The sequence below is a fragment of the Temperatibacter marinus genome (assembly GCF_031598375.1).
GTDB classification, from domain to species: domain Bacteria; phylum Pseudomonadota; class Alphaproteobacteria; order Sphingomonadales; family Kordiimonadaceae; genus Temperatibacter; species Temperatibacter marinus.
This window is the reverse complement of record NZ_CP123872.1, coordinates 2042501-2063036: the sequence shown is the minus strand read 5'-3', so window position 1 is coordinate 2063036 and position 20536 is coordinate 2042501. Positions and strand designations below refer to the sequence as shown.

Annotated in this window: 18 protein-coding genes, 1 tRNA gene and 2 rRNA genes (1 of these 21 only partly in view); 13 read left to right on the top strand and 8 right to left on the bottom strand. The window is 43.6% G+C overall.

The window, feature by feature from the left end; genetic code table 11:
- Window positions 1-2: 2 nt before the first annotated feature.
- Both deoA and cdd read right to left on the bottom strand, forming a co-directional pair.
- Window positions 3-1346, bottom strand: a complete 1344-nt coding sequence (gene deoA, locus QGN29_RS09155; RefSeq protein ID WP_310797550.1) for a thymidine phosphorylase — start codon at window positions 1344-1346, stop codon at window positions 3-5.
- Between the two features lie 14 nt (window positions 1347-1360).
- Window positions 1361-1801, bottom strand: coding sequence for a cytidine deaminase (gene cdd, locus QGN29_RS09150; RefSeq protein WP_310797549.1), 441 nt, complete (start codon window positions 1799-1801; stop codon window positions 1361-1363).
- A gap of 150 nt (window positions 1802-1951) precedes the next feature.
- Here cdd and upp point away from each other — a divergent pair, with 150 nt between their 5' ends.
- The 6 genes from upp (at window position 1952) to QGN29_RS09120 (ending at window position 7315) form a co-directional block, all read left to right on the top strand.
- Window positions 1952-2587, top strand: a complete 636-nt coding sequence (gene upp, locus QGN29_RS09145; protein ID WP_310797548.1) for a uracil phosphoribosyltransferase — start codon at window positions 1952-1954, stop codon at window positions 2585-2587.
- Between the two features lie 14 nt (window positions 2588-2601).
- Window positions 2602-3186 (top strand): thymidine kinase, encoded by a 585-nt coding sequence (locus QGN29_RS09140; RefSeq protein WP_310797547.1) that lies wholly within the window; start codon window positions 2602-2604, stop codon window positions 3184-3186.
- Between the two features lie 129 nt (window positions 3187-3315).
- Window positions 3316-4491, top strand: a complete 1176-nt coding sequence (locus QGN29_RS09135) for an acyl-CoA dehydrogenase family protein (protein WP_310797546.1) — start codon at window positions 3316-3318, stop codon at window positions 4489-4491.
- Between the two features lie 14 nt (window positions 4492-4505).
- Entirely contained in the window at window positions 4506-5600 is a 1095-nt protein-coding gene (locus tag QGN29_RS09130; protein WP_310797545.1) for an acyl-CoA dehydrogenase family protein, read from the top strand.
- Window positions 5601-5611: 11 nt separating this feature from the next.
- Complete coding sequence (locus QGN29_RS09125; RefSeq protein ID WP_310797544.1) at window positions 5612-6793, top strand: acetyl-CoA C-acyltransferase; 1182 nt, start codon at window positions 5612-5614, stop codon at window positions 6791-6793.
- Between the two features lie 123 nt (window positions 6794-6916).
- On the top strand, window positions 6917-7315 hold the full coding sequence (locus QGN29_RS09120; protein WP_310797543.1) for a nuclear transport factor 2 family protein: 399 nt from the start codon (window positions 6917-6919) through the stop codon (window positions 7313-7315).
- A 38-nt stretch (window positions 7316-7353) separates the two neighbouring features.
- Here the strand turns inward: QGN29_RS09120 and QGN29_RS09115 are convergent, their stop codons facing one another.
- Together QGN29_RS09115 and QGN29_RS09110 are read right to left on the bottom strand one after the other, a co-directional pair.
- On the bottom strand, window positions 7354-8730 hold the full coding sequence (locus QGN29_RS09115; RefSeq protein ID WP_310797542.1) for an ADP-ribosylglycohydrolase family protein: 1377 nt from the start codon (window positions 8728-8730) through the stop codon (window positions 7354-7356).
- A gap of 45 nt (window positions 8731-8775) precedes the next feature.
- Window positions 8776-9699, bottom strand: a complete 924-nt coding sequence (locus tag QGN29_RS09110; protein ID WP_310797541.1) for a polysaccharide deacetylase family protein — start codon at window positions 9697-9699, stop codon at window positions 8776-8778.
- 137 nt (window positions 9700-9836) lie between these two features.
- Here QGN29_RS09110 and QGN29_RS09105 point away from each other — a divergent pair, with 137 nt between their 5' ends.
- From QGN29_RS09105 to QGN29_RS09080, 6 genes are all read left to right on the top strand, one after another.
- Window positions 9837-10121 (top strand): hypothetical protein, encoded by a 285-nt coding sequence (locus QGN29_RS09105; RefSeq protein WP_310797540.1) that lies wholly within the window; start codon window positions 9837-9839, stop codon window positions 10119-10121.
- A 21-nt stretch (window positions 10122-10142) separates the two neighbouring features.
- A complete protein-coding gene (locus QGN29_RS09100; RefSeq protein ID WP_310797539.1) occupies window positions 10143-11819 on the top strand; it encodes an HAD-IIIC family phosphatase in 1677 nt (558 codons plus the stop codon).
- Window positions 11809-12726: a class I SAM-dependent methyltransferase gene (locus QGN29_RS09095; RefSeq protein ID WP_310797538.1), complete on the top strand. Its 918-nt coding sequence runs from the start codon at window positions 11809-11811 to the stop codon at window positions 12724-12726. The genes QGN29_RS09100 and QGN29_RS09095 overlap by 11 nt, the downstream gene beginning before the upstream one ends.
- A complete protein-coding gene (locus QGN29_RS09090; RefSeq protein ID WP_310797537.1) occupies window positions 12701-13168 on the top strand; it encodes a VOC family protein in 468 nt (155 codons plus the stop codon). Before QGN29_RS09095 ends, QGN29_RS09090 begins: the two co-directional genes overlap by 26 nt.
- Window positions 13161-14174 carry a hypothetical protein gene (locus QGN29_RS09085; protein ID WP_310797536.1) on the top strand — a complete coding sequence of 338 codons (1014 nt, stop codon included), beginning with the start codon at window positions 13161-13163 and terminating at the stop codon, window positions 14172-14174. The genes QGN29_RS09090 and QGN29_RS09085 overlap by 8 nt, the downstream gene beginning before the upstream one ends.
- 198 nt (window positions 14175-14372) lie before the next feature.
- Complete coding sequence (locus tag QGN29_RS09080; protein WP_310797535.1) at window positions 14373-16295, top strand: YfiR/HmsC family protein; 1923 nt, start codon at window positions 14373-14375, stop codon at window positions 16293-16295.
- 5 nt (window positions 16296-16300) lie between these two features.
- Here the strand turns inward: QGN29_RS09080 and QGN29_RS09075 are convergent, their stop codons facing one another.
- Entirely contained in the window at window positions 16301-18448 is a 2148-nt protein-coding gene (locus QGN29_RS09075) for a TonB-dependent receptor plug domain-containing protein (protein WP_310797534.1), read from the bottom strand.
- 144 nt (window positions 18449-18592) lie between these two features.
- Here QGN29_RS09075 and QGN29_RS09070 point away from each other — a divergent pair, with 144 nt between their 5' ends.
- Window positions 18593-18994, top strand: a complete 402-nt coding sequence (locus tag QGN29_RS09070) for a hypothetical protein (RefSeq protein WP_310797533.1) — start codon at window positions 18593-18595, stop codon at window positions 18992-18994.
- A gap of 330 nt (window positions 18995-19324) precedes the next feature.
- On the opposite strand, the gene QGN29_RS09065 is transcribed toward QGN29_RS09070, so the two are convergent.
- The 3 genes from QGN29_RS09065 to QGN29_RS09055 all read right to left on the bottom strand — a co-directional run.
- Window positions 19325-19401, bottom strand: a tRNA-Met gene (locus QGN29_RS09065).
- 206 nt (window positions 19402-19607) lie between these two features.
- A 5S ribosomal RNA gene (rrf, locus tag QGN29_RS09060) occupies window positions 19608-19722 on the bottom strand.
- An 81-nt stretch (window positions 19723-19803) separates the two neighbouring features.
- Window positions 19804-20536, bottom strand: a 23S ribosomal RNA gene (locus tag QGN29_RS09055); it runs 2014 nt beyond the window's last position.

Here is a 20536-nt window from a genome sequence, read left to right as displayed (position 1 = left end):
ACTTAATCCCTAATAATTTTTTGTGTGATCGGTGAAAGAGACGGCTGTTCTTCAGAAACCGTAATCGCTTTAATCAATGTATCTGCCGCCATGGTCCATTGATCTTCATCTCGGGCATAGAGCATACAGACGGGCGTTTCTGCATCAACAGCATCACCATTTTGAAGAAAGCCTGAAAATCCTACAGAGTGATCAATATCCTCATCAGGGTGAGCCCTTCCCCCCTTCATAGAGACAATAATCTGGCCAATATCGCGGGTTTTCATAGAAGAGATAAAGCCAGACCTCGGCAAGAAAACAGGCTTCCTATAGGGAGCGAGACTAAGGGATTTCTCTGGGTTTTCCATAAGATCCGCAGGGCCACCATGAAGTTCAACCATCTTTGCAAATTTCTCTGCCGCACGACCATCTGATAAAGCACGATCCGCATTTTTTGCCCCTTGCTCTACTGTCTCAGCCAAGCCTGCTCGCCATAACATTTCTGCTGCCAGGTCATTCACAATTGCTTTAAGGCGCGTGTCTGCTTGGTGAGGGTTTTTCAAAAACTCGATGGTTTCATAAATTTCGACACTATTCCCAGCTGAGGTGCCTAAAACCTGGTTCATATCCGTAAGCAGTGCAGATGTAGGAACTCCCGCAGCGGTGGCAACCCGTACAATGGACCGACCCAATGCTTCAGCTTGTTCAGCCGTTTCCATAAAGGCGCCATTCCCAAACTTGACATCCATAACCAAAGAATGAAGACCAGCGGCTAGTTTTTTAGAGAGAATAGATGCGGTTATCAAAGGAATTGACTCAACTGTAGAGGTAACGTCCCTGACCGCATAAAATCGTTTATCTGCAGGCGCTAAGTTTGAAGTCTGCCCAATGATTGAACAGCCATGACGACGTACGACATCAACAAATTTTGGTGTATCCAACATTGTATCATAGCCTGGAATGGCTTCTAACTTATCGATGGTGCCGCCCGTATGACCAAGACCACGGCCTGCAATCATTGGCACAACAGCCCCACAAGCAGCAACGATGGCTGCAAGCATAAAGCTGACCTTGTCACCAACGCCCCCTGTCGAATGTTTGTCGACGATCGGTGCCTCTGAATCGAAACCGTACTCTTGCCATTTAATGACATCCCCGCTATCGCGCATAGCCAATGTAAGATTGGCCCCTTCCTCGGCACTCATACCATTAAAAAAGACCGCCATGCCCAGAGCCGCAATCTGAGAATCTGAAACAGATTGATCCGCGATTCCCCTTACAAAAGAACTGATTTCATCTGAAGTTAAAGGGAATTGATCCCGCTTTTTGCGAATGACATCTTGCGGCAAAAATGTTTGTGTTAGCATTTGACTATTTTTCCTTATTGAGGATTAACTTCTTTGACATTATCTGGGCCAAAAGAATGAGGCAGTAAAGCTGAAAAGTCTGTCTCTAACATGACCTTTCCGTCTTTGTCACAAACATAGACAATGGCTTCAGAGGATGCAAATTCACGTAAACTTTGACGGCATCCACCGCACGGCGTACAGGCCTCATATCCAGGACCAACAACGACAATTTTCGTTATTATCCGAGCCCCGTCATCTTTATCGCTCCCGCCCAAGACCATATTTCCAATTGCCGTACTCTCTGCGCATCGGCTAAGTGGATAAGCCGCATTTTCAACATTTGCGCCTGCAAAGATTTGACCGTTTTCAGTCATGATGCAGGCACCGACAGGATGATTAGAGTATGGTGCATAAGCAGAATCTTTCGCTTGAATGGCGCGCTTAATCATCTGCTGAATATCATTTGAAGTCATTTTTTCCCCTTAGATGATCTGTGATTGAACACCCTTTTATTGAGTGTAACTCTATACTCTTAAAATTTATATGAACAGAACTAATCTTTATATTGCACCTTTCCAATTAGATTTATATGGTTAACCTTCTTTTACAGTTTAGGAAAGCCCATGTCAGCAGAAGTACAAATCGTCGACCACCCTATGGTTCAGCATAAACTTACACTCTTACGCCAAACTGAGACCGGCACTAAGAATTTCCGTGAGTATTTAAGAGAGATTGGATGGTTCCTAGGCATGGAATCTCTTAAAGATCTACCTCTGACTGATAAAGCAATTGAAACCCCTGTTGCGCCGATGACAGGCAAAGAAATTGCAGGAAAGAAACTAGCGCTTATCTCTATTTTAAGGGCTGGTGACGGGTTACTGGCTCCCCTGCTGGATATTGTACCAACAGCCAAAATTGGTCAGATTGGACTGGCGCGGAATGAAGAAACATTACAGCCATATAAGTATAGTTTCAAAATGCCCGAGCGCATGGATCAACGACTCGCTGTGGTCATCGACCCTATGCTAGCGACAGGTGGCTCTGCAATTTATGCCGTCAATGCACTAAAGGAAATTGGCGTTAAAAAGATAAAATTCATCTGCCTTGTCGCTGCACCAGAAGGTGTCAAGGCCCTGTCAGATGCACATCCTGACGTACAGATAACAACAGCAGCAGTTGATGACCGTCTCACAGATATTGGCTATATCACCCCAGGCTTAGGGGATGCTGGCGACCGAATCTTTGGGACAAACCTTTAAAGGCAGACTTTTCTATGGCTAAGCTCTATTTCTATTATTCCGCGATGAATGCAGGAAAATCTACAACGCTTCTGCAATCCAGTTTTAACTATTATGAGCGCGGGATGAAAACAATCCTCTTTACAGCCAAATTGGATGACAGAGTACAGGTGGGCACTATTGCCAGCCGGATCGGCATAAAAGCCGATGCCAATGTCTTCGAGAAGGGTACAGACATCTTTGGACTGGTGAAGGAAAATCATGCCCGCGGTGAAGCGGACTGCGTTTTAGTCGATGAAGCACAATTTTTATCAAAAGACCAAGTTTTTCAGCTTGGTAAAATTGCAGACACGCTTCACATTCCTGTACTTTGCTATGGTTTGAGGACGGACTTCCAGGCAAATCTTTTTGAAGGGAGCCAGTGGTTACTCGCGCTTGGTGATGAATTGCACGAGCTGAAGACCATCTGCAAATGCGGACGAAAAGCCACAATGAATTTAAGAATCGATGAAAAAGGCGACGCCGTAAAAGAAGGTGCCTCTATCGAAGTTGGTGGCAATGATCGATATATCGCTCTCTGCCGAAAACACTTCATGGAAAAATTATCGGCAAGATCCTGAGTAGAAACGGCTGAAAATCAAGCTTTTCTGGAGAACTCATTTTCGCTATAGTTTACGTGCACGTAAAGTTACTTGATCTCAAATAGAATGTTGCTATCTTTATCGTATTAGGGAAGTGGAGGACTAAGTATGACGGATCTAAATGAATTTCGCAGTGAGGTAAGAGCCTGGCTGGAAGATAACTGCCCACAGAGCATGCGAGCGCCCGTAATGAGCGAAGACGATGTTTGCTGGGGAGGCAAAAATTTTACGTTCAAAAGTGAAGACCAAAAAAGCTGGCTGAATAAGATGGCCGAGAAAGGTTGGACGGTTCCTACCTGGCCAAAAGAATATGGCGGTGGTGGGCTAACCCGAGAAGAGGCAAAAATTTTAAAAACAGAGATGCACCGGATCAATGCACGTGAACCTCTCTTATCCTTCGGCATCTGGATGCTTGGACCAGCGCTCTTAAAATTTGGCACAGAAGAACAGAAACTAGAATATCTCCCGCCGATATCTCGCGGTGAAGTCCGTTGGTGTCAAGGCTATAGCGAACCTAATTCTGGATCTGACTTAGCATCTCTTGCCACCAAGGCAGAAATTGACGGCGATCATTATGTGGTGAATGGCCAAAAAGTATGGACCTCATATGCGGATCAAGCAGATTGGATTTTCTGTCTTGTTCGAACTGGCCCGCAAGAGCCAAAACATACTGGCATCAGTTTCATCCTTTTTGACATGACTTCAGAGGGTGTCTCTACAAAGCCAATTAAGTTGATTTCAGGAAAATCACCTTTCTGCGAAACATTCTTTGATGATGTTCGAGTTCCGCGATCACAGACAGTCTATGTAGAAAATAAGGGCTGGGATGTCGCAAAATACCTTCTCACGCACGAAAGAACAAATATTGGAGATCTCGGGAATATGGTTCCTCTCTCAAATATTGCTAAAGAAGAGATGGGGCTGGACCAGAACGGTCAATTGAATGACTTGATGCTTCGTCAAGATATAGCTTCTCACGAAATTGATGGCCTGAGCTTTATGATGACGATGCAAAGAACAATGGACCGGGCAAAAGCTGGCGAAGGTGTAGGTGCCTTCTCGAGTGCCTTAAAATATTACGGAACCGAACTTAATAAAGATCGTCATGAATTCATGCTTAAGATTAAAGGTTCTGACGCTTTGGAATGGGAAGGCCAGTCATCGATGGATGGTAAAACAGCTAAGGACTGGTTACGCACAAAAGCAAATTCAATTGAAGGCGGTACATCTGAAGTGATGCTGAACATCATTTCTAAACGCCTTCTAGAATTACCAGACGAATAAGCAGGAGAAAGATTATGGCATTAGTATATAACGAAGATCAAACCCTGCTTAAAGAATCGGCAGTTGGTTTTTTTAAGGAACGATCCCCCATCACAGCTTTCCGCTCATTGAGAGACAAAAGGGATGAAACAGGCTATGATTCTGATCTTTGGTCAGAAATGGCTGAGATGGGTTTCACATCGCTTCTCCTTTCTGAAGAAGAAGGCGGCACTGGCTTTGGCTATGTTGGGGCTGGGATTGTTGCTGAAGCAATGGCAACGACACTTGTTTCATCGCCCTTTACTGCTTCTTGTGTTTTGGCCACAGAAATTCTGAAATCAACAGGCTCCGCAATCCTAGAGCGGGTCTCTTCAGGTGAAGCGATAGCAACAGTTGCCCTTGATGAGACAGGACATTACAGTCCAGAATCTGTAAAAACGAAAGCGATTGCTGATGGGGATGGTTATAAACTCTCTGGTATGAAAACATTTGTCCCCGAGGGGCATACTGCGGATCACATCATTGTTCTTGCTCGCACAGATGACGATCGGTTGTCCCTCTATACCGTTCAAAAAGGGGCTGCGAATTTAATAACGGATCGCACCGTCATGGCAGACAGTAGAAATTGGGCAAAACTTACTTTTGAAGGCACCCCAGCAACCTTACTTTCTGATGATGGTCTCGAAAAATTAATCCCGGCAATTGACAAGGTAAATATCGTGCTGGCCGCAGAATTACTCGGTCTCACTCAGGCTGCCTTCGATATGACGACTGCTTATTTGAAAGAGCGGAAACAATTCGGAAAAATCATTGGTACATTCCAAGGCCTGCAACATCGATCTGCGCATCTTTTTGCAGAAATAGAAGTGACCCGTTCTATCATTCTTGCTGCGCTTCAAGCTGCTGATGCAAGTGCACCCAATCTATCGATGTTGGCATCTGCTGCGAAAGCCAAAGCCTGTAAAACCGCTGAGCTGGCCACCAATGAAGGCATTCAAATGCACGGTGGAATTGGCATGACTGACGAATATGATATTGGTTTCTTCATCAAACGGGCACGGGCTGTATCAAATCTATATGGCGGTCAAAATTATCATACCGATCGTTTTGCAACCCTCAGCGGTTATTAAGGAGAAAGAGAATGAGAGAAGCAGTAATAGTCTCAACGGCACGGACACCAATTGGACGTGCTTACAAAGGGGCCCTCAACGCTACACAAGGCCCTAGCCTTGCTGCACATGCCGTTTCCCACGCTGTTGATCGCGCGGGTATTGATGGCGGCGACGTTGAAGATTTAATTATGGGCTGTGCCCTCCCACAAGGGACAACAAGCCCCAATATTGGACGCCTTGCAGCCTTAAGGGCTGGCTTACCGGTTTCTGTGTCAGGGATGACATTAGACCGTCAGTGCTCCAGTGGAATGATGGCCATCGCTACTGCGGCGAAACAGATCATGTATGACGGTCAAGACGTTGCCATTGGCGCAGGATTAGAAAGCATTTCATTGGTACAAACGCCTAAGATGAACACAGAATATATGGTGGATAAATCCCTAGTCGCCCTCCATAAAAATGTTTATATGCCTATGCTTCAAACAGCAGAAGTTGTCGCAAGTCGGTACGGCGTGTCTAAAGATGCTATGGACGAATATGGGTATCAATCTCAAATGCGGACAGCTGCAGCTCAAGACGCTGGCAAATTTGATGATGAAATTGTGCCAATCACGACACAAAAAGCTATTCAAGACAAAGAAACTGGCGCTCTCAGCTTTGCTGAAGTCACCCTATCAAAAGACGAAGGCAATCGACCTGAAACAACCCTAGAAGGGCTGCAAGGATTACGCACTGTGATTGAGGGGGGCACCATTAGTGCTGGCAATGCATCACAGCTTTCTGACGGCGCCTCTGCAAGTGTTCTTATGGAAGCAAAAGTAGCCGAGAAAAGGGGGCTGTCGCCGCTAGGTATCTACCGCGGCATGGCTGTCGCAGGATGTGAGCCTGATGAGATGGGCATTGGGCCTATCTATGCCATTCCTAAATTGTTGAAACAACATGGCCTGACCATGGATGACATTGGCCTTTGGGAATTAAACGAAGCCTTTGCCGTGCAAGTTCTCTATTGCCGCGATAAACTCGGAATCCCTAACGAGTTGATGAATGTAAACGGCGGGGCTATTTCTATTGGGCACCCCTATGGTATGTCTGGCGCACGTATGGTGGGGCATGCTCTCATCGAAGGCAAACGACGCGGCGCAAAATACGTTGTCTGCACCATGTGTGTTGGCGGCGGCATGGGTGCTGCAGGATTATTCGAAGTCTGCTAAAGCACTGCAGACTAAGGCACAAAGGCCTGTCTTGTGGCAGGCCTTTTTTTATGCCGCTGAATAAAAAAGCTTTTGAAGAAAGAAGCCCTTGTACTTATTCCCCCGCAATCAGGAGACCGAAAGATGACAATGCAGGATCTTATTAAAGACTGGCATACTATTGTTAAGACACGAAACATGGAAGCCCTTAAGGATTTACTCGCAGAAGAGGCCACAATGATCTCGCCAGTGGTACATACCCCTCAAGTCGGAAAGGATATTACCTTTATGTATCTTGCAGCGGCAGTAAATGTTTTTGGAAACGACCATTTCAACTATGTCCGCGAACTGGTCAACGATACCAGCGCCGTTCTCGAATTCGAGACAGAAATTAATGGCATCTATATCAATGGTGTAGACATGATCAAATGGAATGAAGACGGCAAGATCATAGAATTTAAAGTCATGATCAGACCTCTTCAAGGATTAAATCTTATCCATGAAATGATGGGCCAACTCTTACAAACGATGAAACAGGACTAACCCAAAAGATTGAGTGGGGAGAGTTTTAAAGGCTCTCTCTAGTTTGCAGCAGGAATATACCATAAATCTTCTTGGAGATTCACCCCGCCCTTCATCTCTTCTAGAATAGCACGGTCAATAACGAAAAGTCCCCGCTGTGCCATCATGGAGAATGTATCTTCCCCCATTTTATCAGATGTTCTATCTGGAAAAGCCCGCCGAGTTCTATGGATCCAATATAACTCAGATAATTTATTGTTGTTAAAGGCTTTTTCAACGCCTTCCTTGCCGATCATAAAGCCAATAAGTCCACTCCATGTCGCTGTCGGATTATCAGAATCCCATCCGGTGAGGGAACCGATGCGAATGGTTCTCTTAAGATCCCCCTCCCCGTAAAATAGGCTAACCATACTACTGGCAAAATTAATACCGGCATCAAACAGTTCTTTATAGCGATAACCAGCGGCACCTTCGATTTGATATGTCTGATAAACCGCGTCCCGAGCTGCTTCCCAATTATCTTTATCAGGGTTTCTGTCGTAATGCGCTTTAACAAAATCATACATGGCAGCTGGATAGCTTCCCTCTGGCAAATATGTGCGGGCTTGCGCGGCCATCCACTGAGTTTGTTCCTTTATAGAAAGACTGACATCAACCTTGGCTGCTAGAGCGTGCATAACCACATAGAATTGGGCGATCCAGGCTGCTTCATCTTTTGCGGTTGTCCGGATCGGCAGATGAGCCATTTTTAGGGCAAGATCTGGCCTTCCTGGCGCAAACAATCCAAAGATTTCTGTGGTCAACTGTGCATCGATCATATCGTATTTATCATTATATTCAGGCTCGCTGGTTGCCGGAGGCACTAAGCCTTTATCCTTCATCAAATAGTAAGCTTTCTCGTTTGAGACCCAGAGATGATTTTCACGACTAAAACTATCATTATCAATGCGTGCATCTTCATTTGAGTATATATGCTTTAACCACCCTGCTCTAATTTGTTCACCTGTTAAGATTGATGTATTATTTTGATCTAAGAGGTGCTGATACATATATTCGATATCAGTATCATCATCGGATCCCCAAACTCGATCCTTCTCAACGAGAAAATAATCGATATAGGCAAAGTGGGATCGATAGCCTCCCCATGTATTAGGATGATCCAAGGTCCCCCAATCAGCATCCGTATAAAATGGCGCTTCATTTCGATCTCCTTCGGTCATGAGCCCTGTCCAATTAGCGATCGATTGAGCCAACCAAAATCCATGCAGTTTATCTTTATACGCAGCTCTCGATATCACTTTATCCTTAGGCTTTGGCTGGTAGGCTTTATACGTCAACTCTGGATCAGACTGTATTTCTTTGTCATGGCTTGCTGCGCTTACGCTGGCCAACATCATCGCGACAAATGTGCATCGTATTCCCTGCTTAATATTCATTTTTTCTTCCCTCATAGACTGTGTCTATATTAAAATGCATTCTGATCACTGGGGTAAATCATTTGTATCCAACCGGGGTAAAATAAGCCTTGAATCTTGAGGTATCGATGCTTTTCTGCTTTCTACCGTGACCCCGAGGGCGCACCCCATATCCTGAAGGATCTTAATTGTGTCCTTATTATACCCGCCATAGGGATAACACATCATCCAATCTTTAAGGGGGATATTCATCTCCCTCATAAAAGTTATGGATTGCTTGATATCTTCTTTTTGCTTTGCGCGTGATAAGCTATCAAGCCAAACATGATCAGTCCCATGGCTTCCGAATTGCATCCCAGCTTGCAACATTTCTTGAATTTGACTTTTCGAAAGATATAAGTTTGATGAAAAACCCGCTTCATCTTGTGTAACATAGGATTTAAATAGTTGATCTGCAATTTCATGCCTCACAGAAACTGGCAAGCCAACTTGAAGCATCCTCTTTATAAAGTTCACCTCGGCCCCGTCATACCGATTAGCATGCCCCCATTTTTGATAATAATGTTCAAAGCTCTCAAGCCCATCAAAGCTCTTAAGGCATTTTTTTATTTCATCTATTAAAGTGAGCGCGTTTTCTTGAGCTGCCAAAATGAAATGGATCTTATTCACGTCTAATAATTTTTGCGTTTTATAGGGTGATGCAGGCGGAAAGAAAGCTCCTTCGATACCAAATTTCAGTAAGGCTGGCAAAACAACATCATAGTGATCGCTATATCCATCATCAAAGGTGAGCCATATCGCATTCGCTGGCAGTTGTTCCCCGTCATAAGCATCTATAATCTGCTGTTTCGTGACTGGCGTGTAATTGTTCTGTATGTAACCGAGCTGATTATAAAATTTTTCCTTATCCAACCCCTTAATGAGTGGATAGCTGCTACCCTTTAGATCCCGTACATAATGATACATAACAATTGTTAAATTTTGATTCATTTTGCCCCCTAAGTTGTGGCCTCCTTTAACCAGAGAAATAACCAAACTGTTCCGACAGTAGACTAGTCACTCTCTCCTTGCAAATATGAGCGTAAAACCATAATGTATTCTATGTATTATTTTGGAGCAAAATATAAATGCAGCAGAAAATTCAAACCATTATCATGAATAGCCTGAAGGCCTTGCGGGACGATTTGGGCATAGAAATCAATGCTGAGATTAATGAAACCTTCCCTTTAATTGGGGATGAAAGTGAGCTTGAATCCTTATCACTCGTTCAATTAATCGTTGAAGTTGAAGAAGCCGTTGAGGAAGAAACAGGAACATCAATTGAATTAATTAGTGATGAAAATGTTCTTGGCACGGAAACTGTATTAAAAACTGTGACCAGCTTTGCTGATTATATCAGCAATCAACTCTAATGACGATAATCAGGCTTTATCATGACGGACATTACACTCTCAACAAACTCAAATGCCGTCATTACACCTGTTGTACGACATCTTAAACCTTATATCTCGTCCATTGTTCATCATGAGCTGAGTTTTAATCAGGTCATCCCAAATTTGATCATTTTGAGCAACACCCAAGCCGATTGCCCTACTCCTCACCTCCTATTAAATTGGGTAGACCTTGATGCAGTAAGTCCTACTTTCGCAGCCTTTCTTCAAGGAAAGCCCTCAAAACTAACTGCCATTCTTGAAGAGATAGAAGCATATTGCACTCATCTTGAGAGGGCCGCCAGTACCCTGACACAAGTTTTTCTTCCCCTATTCATCCTTCATCCAAGATGGGGTCTTAACACATCTGAAACAATTTCAGGCGCCCTATGTCCCAAAGAAATCATCGACACAGCAAATTCTCTTTTACTTAATAAATATAAACAATCCTCTACAATAACTCTTATCAATTTATCCCCCTTGCTGCACGATGACTTTTTTAATCCGAAGCTTTGGTATTCTGCGAAACTTGCCTATTCAAATCAAATATTCAAAGGTGTCGCTGAGAGAATCTCTGCTTTCCTACTGAATCAAGCCGGCAAAGAAAAGAAGGCCATCATTCTTGACTTAGATGATACTCTTTGGGGCGGTATTTTAGGGGATGCGGGTAAAGAAAACCTTGTCCTTGGACCATCGTCTCCAAAAGGGGAAGCCTATCAGGACTTTCAGAAATGTCTCTATCGCCTAAAAGAGAGAGGCATTATTCTTGCCTTATGTAGTAAAAACGAAGAAGCCATCGCCTTAGAGGCCATCAACAGTCATGATCATATGATTTTATCTGAAAATGATTTTTCAGCTTGGCGCATAAACTGGGATGATAAAGCCACCAATATCAAGGAGATAGCGAAAGAATTAAACTTGGGTCTTCAGTCTCTCATTTTTCTGGATGACAATCCATCTGAACGCGATCGTGTTGCCAGTGCTCTCCCTGAAGTTCTTGTCCCGGACCTCCCAAAAGATCCGATGAAATATGTATCGACTTTGTCCTCATTAGATGTTTTTAACTTCTCAACATCCTCCGGCGAAGATCAGCAAAGGACACAGCTCTATAAGGAAGAGAAGAAGCGGCAGGAAAGTGCTCAGATTTTATCGATTGATGAATGGTTACACTCTCTAGAGATGAAAATTTACTTGGCTCCCCTTAAGGCGAGCAATGAAGCTCGTTTTATCCAATTAATGAATAAAACCAATCAGATGAATTTAACCACTCGGCGAGAAACTTCTGCGTCCTTAAAAAACTGGCTCAACAACGGCCGACGAGAAATGTGGGGGCTCTCTCTGGAGGATAAATTTGGAAAATCTGGCCTAGTAGCAGGGTTAGGCTTTGAACAGAGTAAAGAAACACTTAACATTACAGACTTTTTTGTAAGCTGTCGTGTATTCAATAAAGGGGTTGAAGAATGTTTACTCCATTTACTAACCCTTCGCGCCCGTGACGCAAACGCATCAACCATCACTGCAACCTATATCCCGACACAAAAAAATAGCCCATGCTATGATAAGTTCAAGATGCTATGGAATGAAAAGAAACCCTTTGCCTTTGAACTTCCCATAGAAAAATATAGCACTCTTCCTAAACATATTTCATCTTTTACGATCGAGGTAGACAATGACGCATAGCTCAAAAGCTCGGGAATCCGTGACAAAAACCTTTAATATGGCGCAAAAATCTTTTCCTCTTTTCGTTAAAAGTCGTGCTTATATAGAAGATCAATTTGATGAGACCTATTACAACCGATTTGATGCGATCATTTCGAGCTTAGGCCTGAATGACAAGTCTTCGACCTCATCCAAATGCATCAAAGCTTTCGCTCAATATTCTAAGGAATATTTAGTATTACAGGCCAAGCTCATTAAGACAGGTCAGTACATAAATGCCTCATATGAAGAAGTCGAACAGCAAGTTTACAAATCCGCGTTAATGGATGACTACTATTTGGATGGTCTGCTGTTGTCGCAATTTTTATGGCCCAATCATTACCGCATTATATCTTATCTTGTGAATAAATATGAAGCAGCAGGAAAACCAGACGAACTTCTCGATGCTCCTTGTGGAACGGGGGTCCAATCTTTTTTCCTCCATCAAGAAAATTCAAACCTGCACTCCACCTTAGTGGACTTAAGTCCGTCTTCCATAGACTATGCCACAAATGTTTTAAAAAAAGGGGGGGTTAAAAAGACGCAGTATGAAACCCATGAACTTTCTATCTATGCATTGAAGGAAGATAAGAAATATCCTTTTATCTTCTGTGGAGAATTATTAGAGCATCTTGAAGACCCAGAAAATTTGCTGAAAAAGCTTCAAAGCCTACTCGATACTGAAGGAACACTCATCCTAACAACTGCAATATTCGCAGCAGCTATTGATCATATTTATCTTTTCACCTCTGCAGAAGAAGTGACAGAGATGCTGTCTCGCTATTTTCATGTTGAAGATGAGTTAATTTTACCTGTTTCTCTAAAACCTCACACAAAGGGCATGTCCCACGAAGCAATGAATTATGTCGCAACACTCAAACACAAATAAGCCAATGATTCTGCCATCTTCTCTTTGGGCCATCCAAGAGGAAAAAATTACTTTTTTTGGGGAGCAAGCCACCTTCAATCACGTAGGACTGGCCTGTAAAGACATCCGCGCACACTATCCAGATATTGAAATCATTGAAGATCCTCTTCAAAAGGTTCGCGTTGCCTTTATCGACTTGCATGGTTTCAAAATAGAACTGGTCGAACCTCTGAGCGATAAATCTCCTGTTTCTTCAAATATTAAAAAAAATATTAAATTATATCATATGTGCTTCTCTGTGCCATGCCTTGAGGTGGCCCTAAAATGCGCGAAAGATAATAGGGTTTCTCTGATTCAAAAACCCGTTCCGGCAATAGCCTTTGAAAACAGAAGAATTGCCTGGTTCCTGCATGCAAACCTCGGTCTCATAGAGCTTGTTGAGGAAGAAAAGAGCAATGGCTAATATCCGCCAAGCCATGAAATCAGAAATGCAAGAAATTCAAAATTTTCTGCACCAGTATTGGCGCAAAAATTTCATCCTTGCGAGAGATAATGACCTCTTTGAATGGCAGCACCACACGATAAACTCTGATCTTTTAAACTTCATCATCGCACGTGACCCTCAAAACGATCTTATTGGTATCCTTGGCTTTATTCCTAGTACTCAATATTCAAGCCAGAGCGAGAGAGTCACACTTTGGCTGACCACTTGGAAGGTAAAGCCCACTGCGCCGAGTTTAACAGGAATGCAGATGCTGCAGTATATTGCTAAAATCATCCCTCATTCTTCCATCGGAGGCGTGGGAATGTCTTTGGATGTCGCCCCTCTTTATAAGGCTTTGAAATATGAAATTGGAACGTTAAATCATTGGTATATATTTGCACACCCCAACCAAGCATCCATTTATCCTATTGATAATAATACTGTAAATTCCCTTAAAGAAGATCATGAAATTCACACAAAGAGTTTCATTGAATTAACTCAAGACACTCTAGGCGACTCTCAGGTTTTCAATGAAAACAATTCCTATAAAAACGCTGTCTATTTAATCAACCGTTATTTAAAACACCCCACCTATACCTATCAAATCTGGCAGCTAGAGCATAATAATCATGCTGGACTTATCGTCACCAGAAAAATAAAAACTGAAAAATTTACTGTGATGAGGATCATTGATTTTGTCGGTGACGCACTGTCTCTCCTAGCGGCGCCTGTATACCTAAGACCCATGATGCAAAAAAACGATATCAGTTATGTTGATTTTTACGAATATGGCCTTCCTGCGGATATTTTAAATCAGGCCGGCTTCAGTCTAAAGGACAGGGGGGCAGATCGGATTATTCCAGATCATTTCGAACCCTTTGAGTACAAGAATATTGATATACATTTTATCTTCAAGTCGCATGAAAAAATAGACACCCCCTATTGTCTCTTTAAAGGAGATGGAGATCAAGATCGACCGAGCTAAGTTAAGATGTTCATCTTTTATATGGCGGAGAGCGCTGTTGAGGCCATTAAGAGTTCATCCTTTTGCAGAACGCAAAACCATTATTACGTAACCTATTGAAAAATTTAAAAATATAGCTTAAGCAATATAGGCAATATATTTTCTCGGGGGACGTTAGGAGATATATTTTTCCTAACGGGGACACGAGAGATAAGAAATATGTTTCAAGTAACAAACATACTCAAGTCATTGGCGATATTGATTGTGGCTATCTTTCTGATAGGTCACAAGCCGCTGCTTGCGCAGTCTTTCACCCCTAATCAAATAAAAGCCGAACTAACTCTGAGGTTTATTGACTATTTCAGCTGGCCCCAAAAAGCGTCTTCCGACCAGATTATCATTGGAGTTTTTGAAGATGAAGATCTTTACGCTTCTCTTTTAAAGGCGCAGAGTGCAAATCGTATAATTGCCGGGAACTCAATTCGAATTATCTCCTTTAAGGAGACCTCAGACATCCCGCTTATTGATATTGCATTCATTGCATACAAAAATATTGATCGTGTGAAAAACATCGCTCGTCGCCTCAGAGGTAGCTATACTTTGGTCATCACCGATGAACTCTCTGACACCTCTGATTACATGATAAATTATCGGCAACTGCCCGACACAACCATTGCCTTTGATGTAAATAAAGCGAATATTATCCTTGAACGGTTAACCATGGATACCGACATCCTGCTCCTCGGGGGCACAGAGCTAGATATTGCGACCCTATACCGTGAAATGGAAAATAAGATGGCCGCAATGGCAGAAAATTTCCAGCAATTAGAAGCAGATTCTCAAAAGGCTGAAGAGCAATTAACCGATCTACAGCGGAAGTTAGCACTTGAAAATGCAGCCCTAAAAAAACAAGAAAAGTTGATCACTCTTAAAGATAATGAACTGAAGCAAAAAGAGAACGAGATCAGCAACAAGACTGCAGAAATACGAGAAAAAGAAAGAGCTATTTATAGCTTGCAAAAAAATAATAGCGAAGCTGTGAAAACAGCTGAAGAAAATAAAGTTCTTCTAGGTCAACAGATAAAGAGCCTTGAGCGCAGCCGAGCAGACATTGATCGTCTAAAGATGCAAGAAGAAGAACGTCAGAGGCTCCTTCTTGAACAACAAGAGCGAATTGAATCGGATAAGGAAATCCTCAACGATCTTGAGAATAACATCACATTTCTCACACAAATGACTGCGAAGAAAGATATATTTTTATTCATGGCTTTGGCAGTTTCTGTAATTTTCTTGATCTTAGTACTGCGTCTCTGGAAAGTCAGTAACGACAGAAAGATTGCACAATTTAAGCTTCTCAAATCTAATGAAGAATTAGAAGAAAAGGTCTTAAAGCGCACTGAGAACATGGCCAAAGCGCGTGATGAGGCGATTAAAGCCAATCATGCCAAATCTGATTTCTTAGCGAATATGAGCCATGAATTTAGAACGCCTCTCAATGCTGTCATTGGCTTCTCTGAATCAATCTTGCACGGCATCTACGGGGAAATCACATCTGAGAAGATGAAAGAACCCATGAACCATATCCACCAAAGCGGTACACATTTGCTGGGTATCGTGAACCAAATTTTAGATCTTTCAAAAGTGACGTCAGATCAACTAGATCTACAGCAGGAATATATTCCTATCTCAGAGACTGTTGATGAAATCATAGGCCTTCTAAGTGGTGTGATTTCAGAGAAGAATATTGAAATCAGAAATCAATATAGCAAAGTGAAGTGCCAGCTCTACACAGACAAGCTCAAATTCAATCAAATCCTCATCAATCTTCTATCAAACGCCGTTAAATTTTCCGAGGCAAAGTCAGTAGTTGAAGTCACAGCATCTCTTCAACAAGACAAGAGTTTAAAAATAACCATCCGTGATTATGGATGCGGTATACCCTCAGATAAATTATCTCATATCTTCGAGCCATTTTACCAAGTTCATGGACATAGCCACCTTAGCCACGAAGGCACAGGCCTTGGTCTTTCGATTGTTTCAGAATTTACAAAATGCCTTGAAGGTAGCATTACCATTGACAGTCAACTGGACAAAGGCACGATCATCACACTTACTTTTCCTGAGAGATTGTTAAAAAATTAAAAGACCTAGAAGCGATAGTCGATAGCAAAACCAAAGGCTGGGGCTTCATTTTGATAATAGCCGCTCCTTAAGAAAACATTGACTTTATTTAAATCACGGTCAAGCCAACCAAGCACATTGTAAGCATGAAAGCGCAGATCAACGGACTCTGAAAGTTGGTAGCGCGCGCCTATCGTTAAAAAGATCGATTGACCAAAAGCTCTTGTACTTCCATCCGATATAGGCAGAAATGTTATATTTCCTAGAACCTCATCATTATAAGCCGCAAAATCTTGCCCTCCAGGAATACCCCAAAGCCATGTCAGTGAGGCAGAGACGGACATGTCATCACTAAAATCATAATTCATATTCAGATTTGTTTGATGGTTGTGCCAATTGGCAAAATCTGAGCCATACCCATAAGGAGCTGCAGATATAAACTGACGATCAACACTTGGATCAACCAATGTGAAATCTATGAGCTCTGTAAGGCTGTGTGCGAAGGTCAAACTAAAATTGTCTTTTCTATAATTTAGTTCAACCTCAACTCCATAATATTCAGCATCTCCAAGTACTTCTGTTCTGGTATCTCGCTCATTATGCGCAGAAATGCTATGATCTGCATAGAAAGTCGATAGGGCAAAGAAAAAGGAATCTGTTGATTGACGCTCCCACCGTGCTTCGAAAAAGTCTATACTCTCATTAACGCCCGCGTTCACTCCGCGAAGCTGACTTAGTCTTTTTTCTTCTTCTGCAGGCGTCCGCACACTGCTATTGTATATGAGCTTCACTCGATCAGAGTCGCTTGGTTTTAACACGGCGGCAAGACGTGCCGACGTCGCGGCATCAAGATCACTGCTATCATCAATTCTTAGCCCTCCGTGAAAAGCAAAATAATCGCTTATGCGCCACTGATATTCCCCCATGAGCGATAAAGTTTTTGTCCGCCAAGGCTCCACACCAAGCGGTAGTCTGCGGCTTACAAAAGCATCCTGATTTGGGTATCCATCTGATGGTAATCCAAATTCTTCATTACGATATTCTAGACCAATAGCTATTTCATGGCGGTCGCCTGGCATCCAGTGTCCTATAACCCTTGTATAAAACTCTGTTTCTTTATAGGCGCGGTATTCTGGAGTCTGATGACCACTCTCTCGTTCAGAATCGAGGGTGTCAAAACTGGCTTGGAAATTCACGCGAAAGGCCTCCGAGACTTGATAGTCATAGTCAGCCATCAAAGTGACTTGCTGATATCCAAGACCGCGAAATGTTATAGAAGAAGTGTCAAATCTTTCACGCCAATTGCCAGGGGCTGAGCTCATCAACTCCCCACCTTTGGTATAACGAGCCCAAATTTCTAAATTGTCGCTATTATATTGAATATGAGCCTTCAGGCGAGGTTCCCCGCGATAGGAGACACCGTTGTTGGGCAAATCATACCCAACGGGAACCCCTGCCTCAACAGGGCCAAGCGAGCTTACAAAATCATGACTAAAGATATGCTCTGCTTCTTTTGTACTGGCGCCGTTATCATTGTCGATTCCAATATAGCCATAAAGGGTACCATTGCTGAGAGCGATTGTCTGGCTATATTCCAGAGATGTGAAAGTATCAATAAATCCTTGCCGCGCAGAGATTTGACCGCCGCTTTGGGTTTTGCCGCTTCGTGTAATAATATCAATTGTGCCTGCGATGGCGCCTGGTCCGTGAATCACTGAGCCGGGGCCTCTAATCACATTCACATATTCAATATCCCCAAGCATCGTCATAAATCGTTCGGAAATCCCCCCAAGAACAGAACGCTCATTCATAACTCGACCATTCACCATTAAGAGGAATTTTCCATTTCGATCACTGATGACACCCCGAATACCAATTGCTGTGCCGTTAGACTTCCGCATTGTCTGAAATCCAGGAACATGCATGCGCAATAATTCATCCAAACTTCGAGCCGAGGACCGAGCAATATCTTCTTTTGTGATCGTGGTGATGGTTGCCGGAGCCTCACCAATCGTTGTCTCAATCAACGTTGCCTGCTTGGTTGGAATGCTTAATAGCTCTTGTAAGGAGAGTTCTTGCAATTGATCGTCAGCTACAGACATCTGGCTCATGCCCTGCATCCCCGCAAGGCACAAGATCATGCATATACCAATGGTATTGTCATCTGCTGGCATTGTAAACTTCCCCTATTACCGTGTCTCGTTTACTATCCACAAAACAGTCTCATCTGTCATCAAATTTTATAGAAAATATTCTCAGCCTTGCAAAATCATAGAATACAGAATGAAAGCGAGGCTCTCCTTCATAAGAATAATGAAATGCCCTATCAGGCGAATAGAACACTCGGTGTTCACTCTAAGATGTTTAATATGGCCGAAGAATGGGGCTTACGGCCTGATGGCAGCAATCCCACCAGACATGTGAAGAAATATCCGGAAAAGAAGCGAGAACGCTTCCTATCACCTGAAGAACTGAGAGAGCTTTGGCAAGTATTTGATACGCGCCTAGAGGAAAGGCTGGAGAGCCCTTCTATGATCGCCGCCTTTAAGATGCTCATCCTCACTGGCAGCAAGCTTGGAGAAATGCAAACACTGAAATGGTCCTATATTCAAGGCAACACGATCAAGCCTCCCCTCGCACCCTTCCCCTCTCAGTTGCAGCCTCAGACTTATTTGAAGAGTGGTGGCAAGGTCAAATCAACTTATACTAATTATATATAAACTTAATGATATATGTTCTATACCTCTTTCCCCTGCTTCCGCATTGCTACCGTGGTGTTCGGATCTGTAGCCCTTCTAAAACGACAAAACCCGTTAACTTATTGAGTTAACGGGCCTTAGTTGACGTCGTTATACTCCGTCCGCTTCGCGACGTTTGCGGTGTCAGATTTACCGTTTGCGGTCGCTCTGCGATCCTCACGTTGCCGCCGTTCGCTTGCTCACTTTGGCCGAACTGGCACACTAGCCTTTCCTGCTAGCGTGCACAGTTAAAAGCTGTGTCCTCGTAACAAAGTTAAAGGCCCGAGGCACTGAGTGCCTTGGGCCTTTAATTGGTTGCGGGGGCCAGATTTGAACTGACGACCTTCAGGTTATGAGCCTGACGAGCTACCGGGCTGCTCCACCCCGCGTCGGTATAGTTAAGGGATAACCCTGGATAATCCTGAATACTCCCTGGGAGCTTATTTTCGGCTTTGAGTGTTCAAAGCTTTGCGGCGCGCCCTGCCGCGGTAGATAATTTTATACCCAGACTGGTTTATAAAAAGCAAAAACCAGCCTTTGGCTGGTTTAAATGGACTTTATTGTGATAAATTATAAGGATAAGACTGATATGAAGATCTGGCGGCGACCTACTCTTCCGCGGCTTAAGCCGAAGTACCATCGGCGCGATGCCCTTTCACTTCCGAGTTCGGGATGGGATCGGGTGGGACAGGCATGCTATGACCACCAGATCATCATATAAGTCTTATAAGTTTTCGAGAAAGTTGATTAAAGTTCTTTTGTGTAATGATTCTTATCATTGGCTATGGGGAATTCTCAAGCCTATCGAGCAATTAGTACCAGTAAGCTTCACGTATTGCTACGCTTCCACACCTGGCCTATCAACGTGGTGGTCTTCCACGGCTCTCAAGGGATACCTTATCTTGAGGGGGGCTTCCCGCTTAGATGCTTTCAGCGGTTATCCCTTCCGTACATAGCTACCCTGCAATGCTGCTGGCGCAACAACAGGTCCACCAGAGGTACGTCCACCCCGGTCCTCTCGTACTAGGGGCAGCTCCTCTCAAGTATCCTACGCCCACGGCAGATAGGGACCGAACTGTCTCACGACGTTCTAAACCCAGCTCACGTACCTCTTTAAATGGCGAACAGCCATACCCTTGGGACCTGCTCCAGCCCCAGGATGAGATGAGCCGACATCGAGGTGCCAAACACTGCCGTCGATATGAGCTCTTGGGCAGTATCAGCCTGTTATCCCCGGCGTACCTTTTATCCGTTGAGCGATGGCCCTTCCACGCAGAACCACCGGATCACTATGACCGACTTTCGTCTCTGTTCGACCTGTCAGTCTCACAGTCAGGCAGGCTTATGCCATTGCACTCAACGAGCGATGTCCGTCCGCTCTGAGCCTACCTTCGCGCGCCTCCGTTACCATTTAGGAGGCGACCGCCCCAGTCAAACTACCCGCCACAGTGGGTCCCAGGCCCAGGTTCATGGGCCGTGGTTAGATATCAGAGACAACAAGGGTGGTATTTCAAGGGTTGGCTC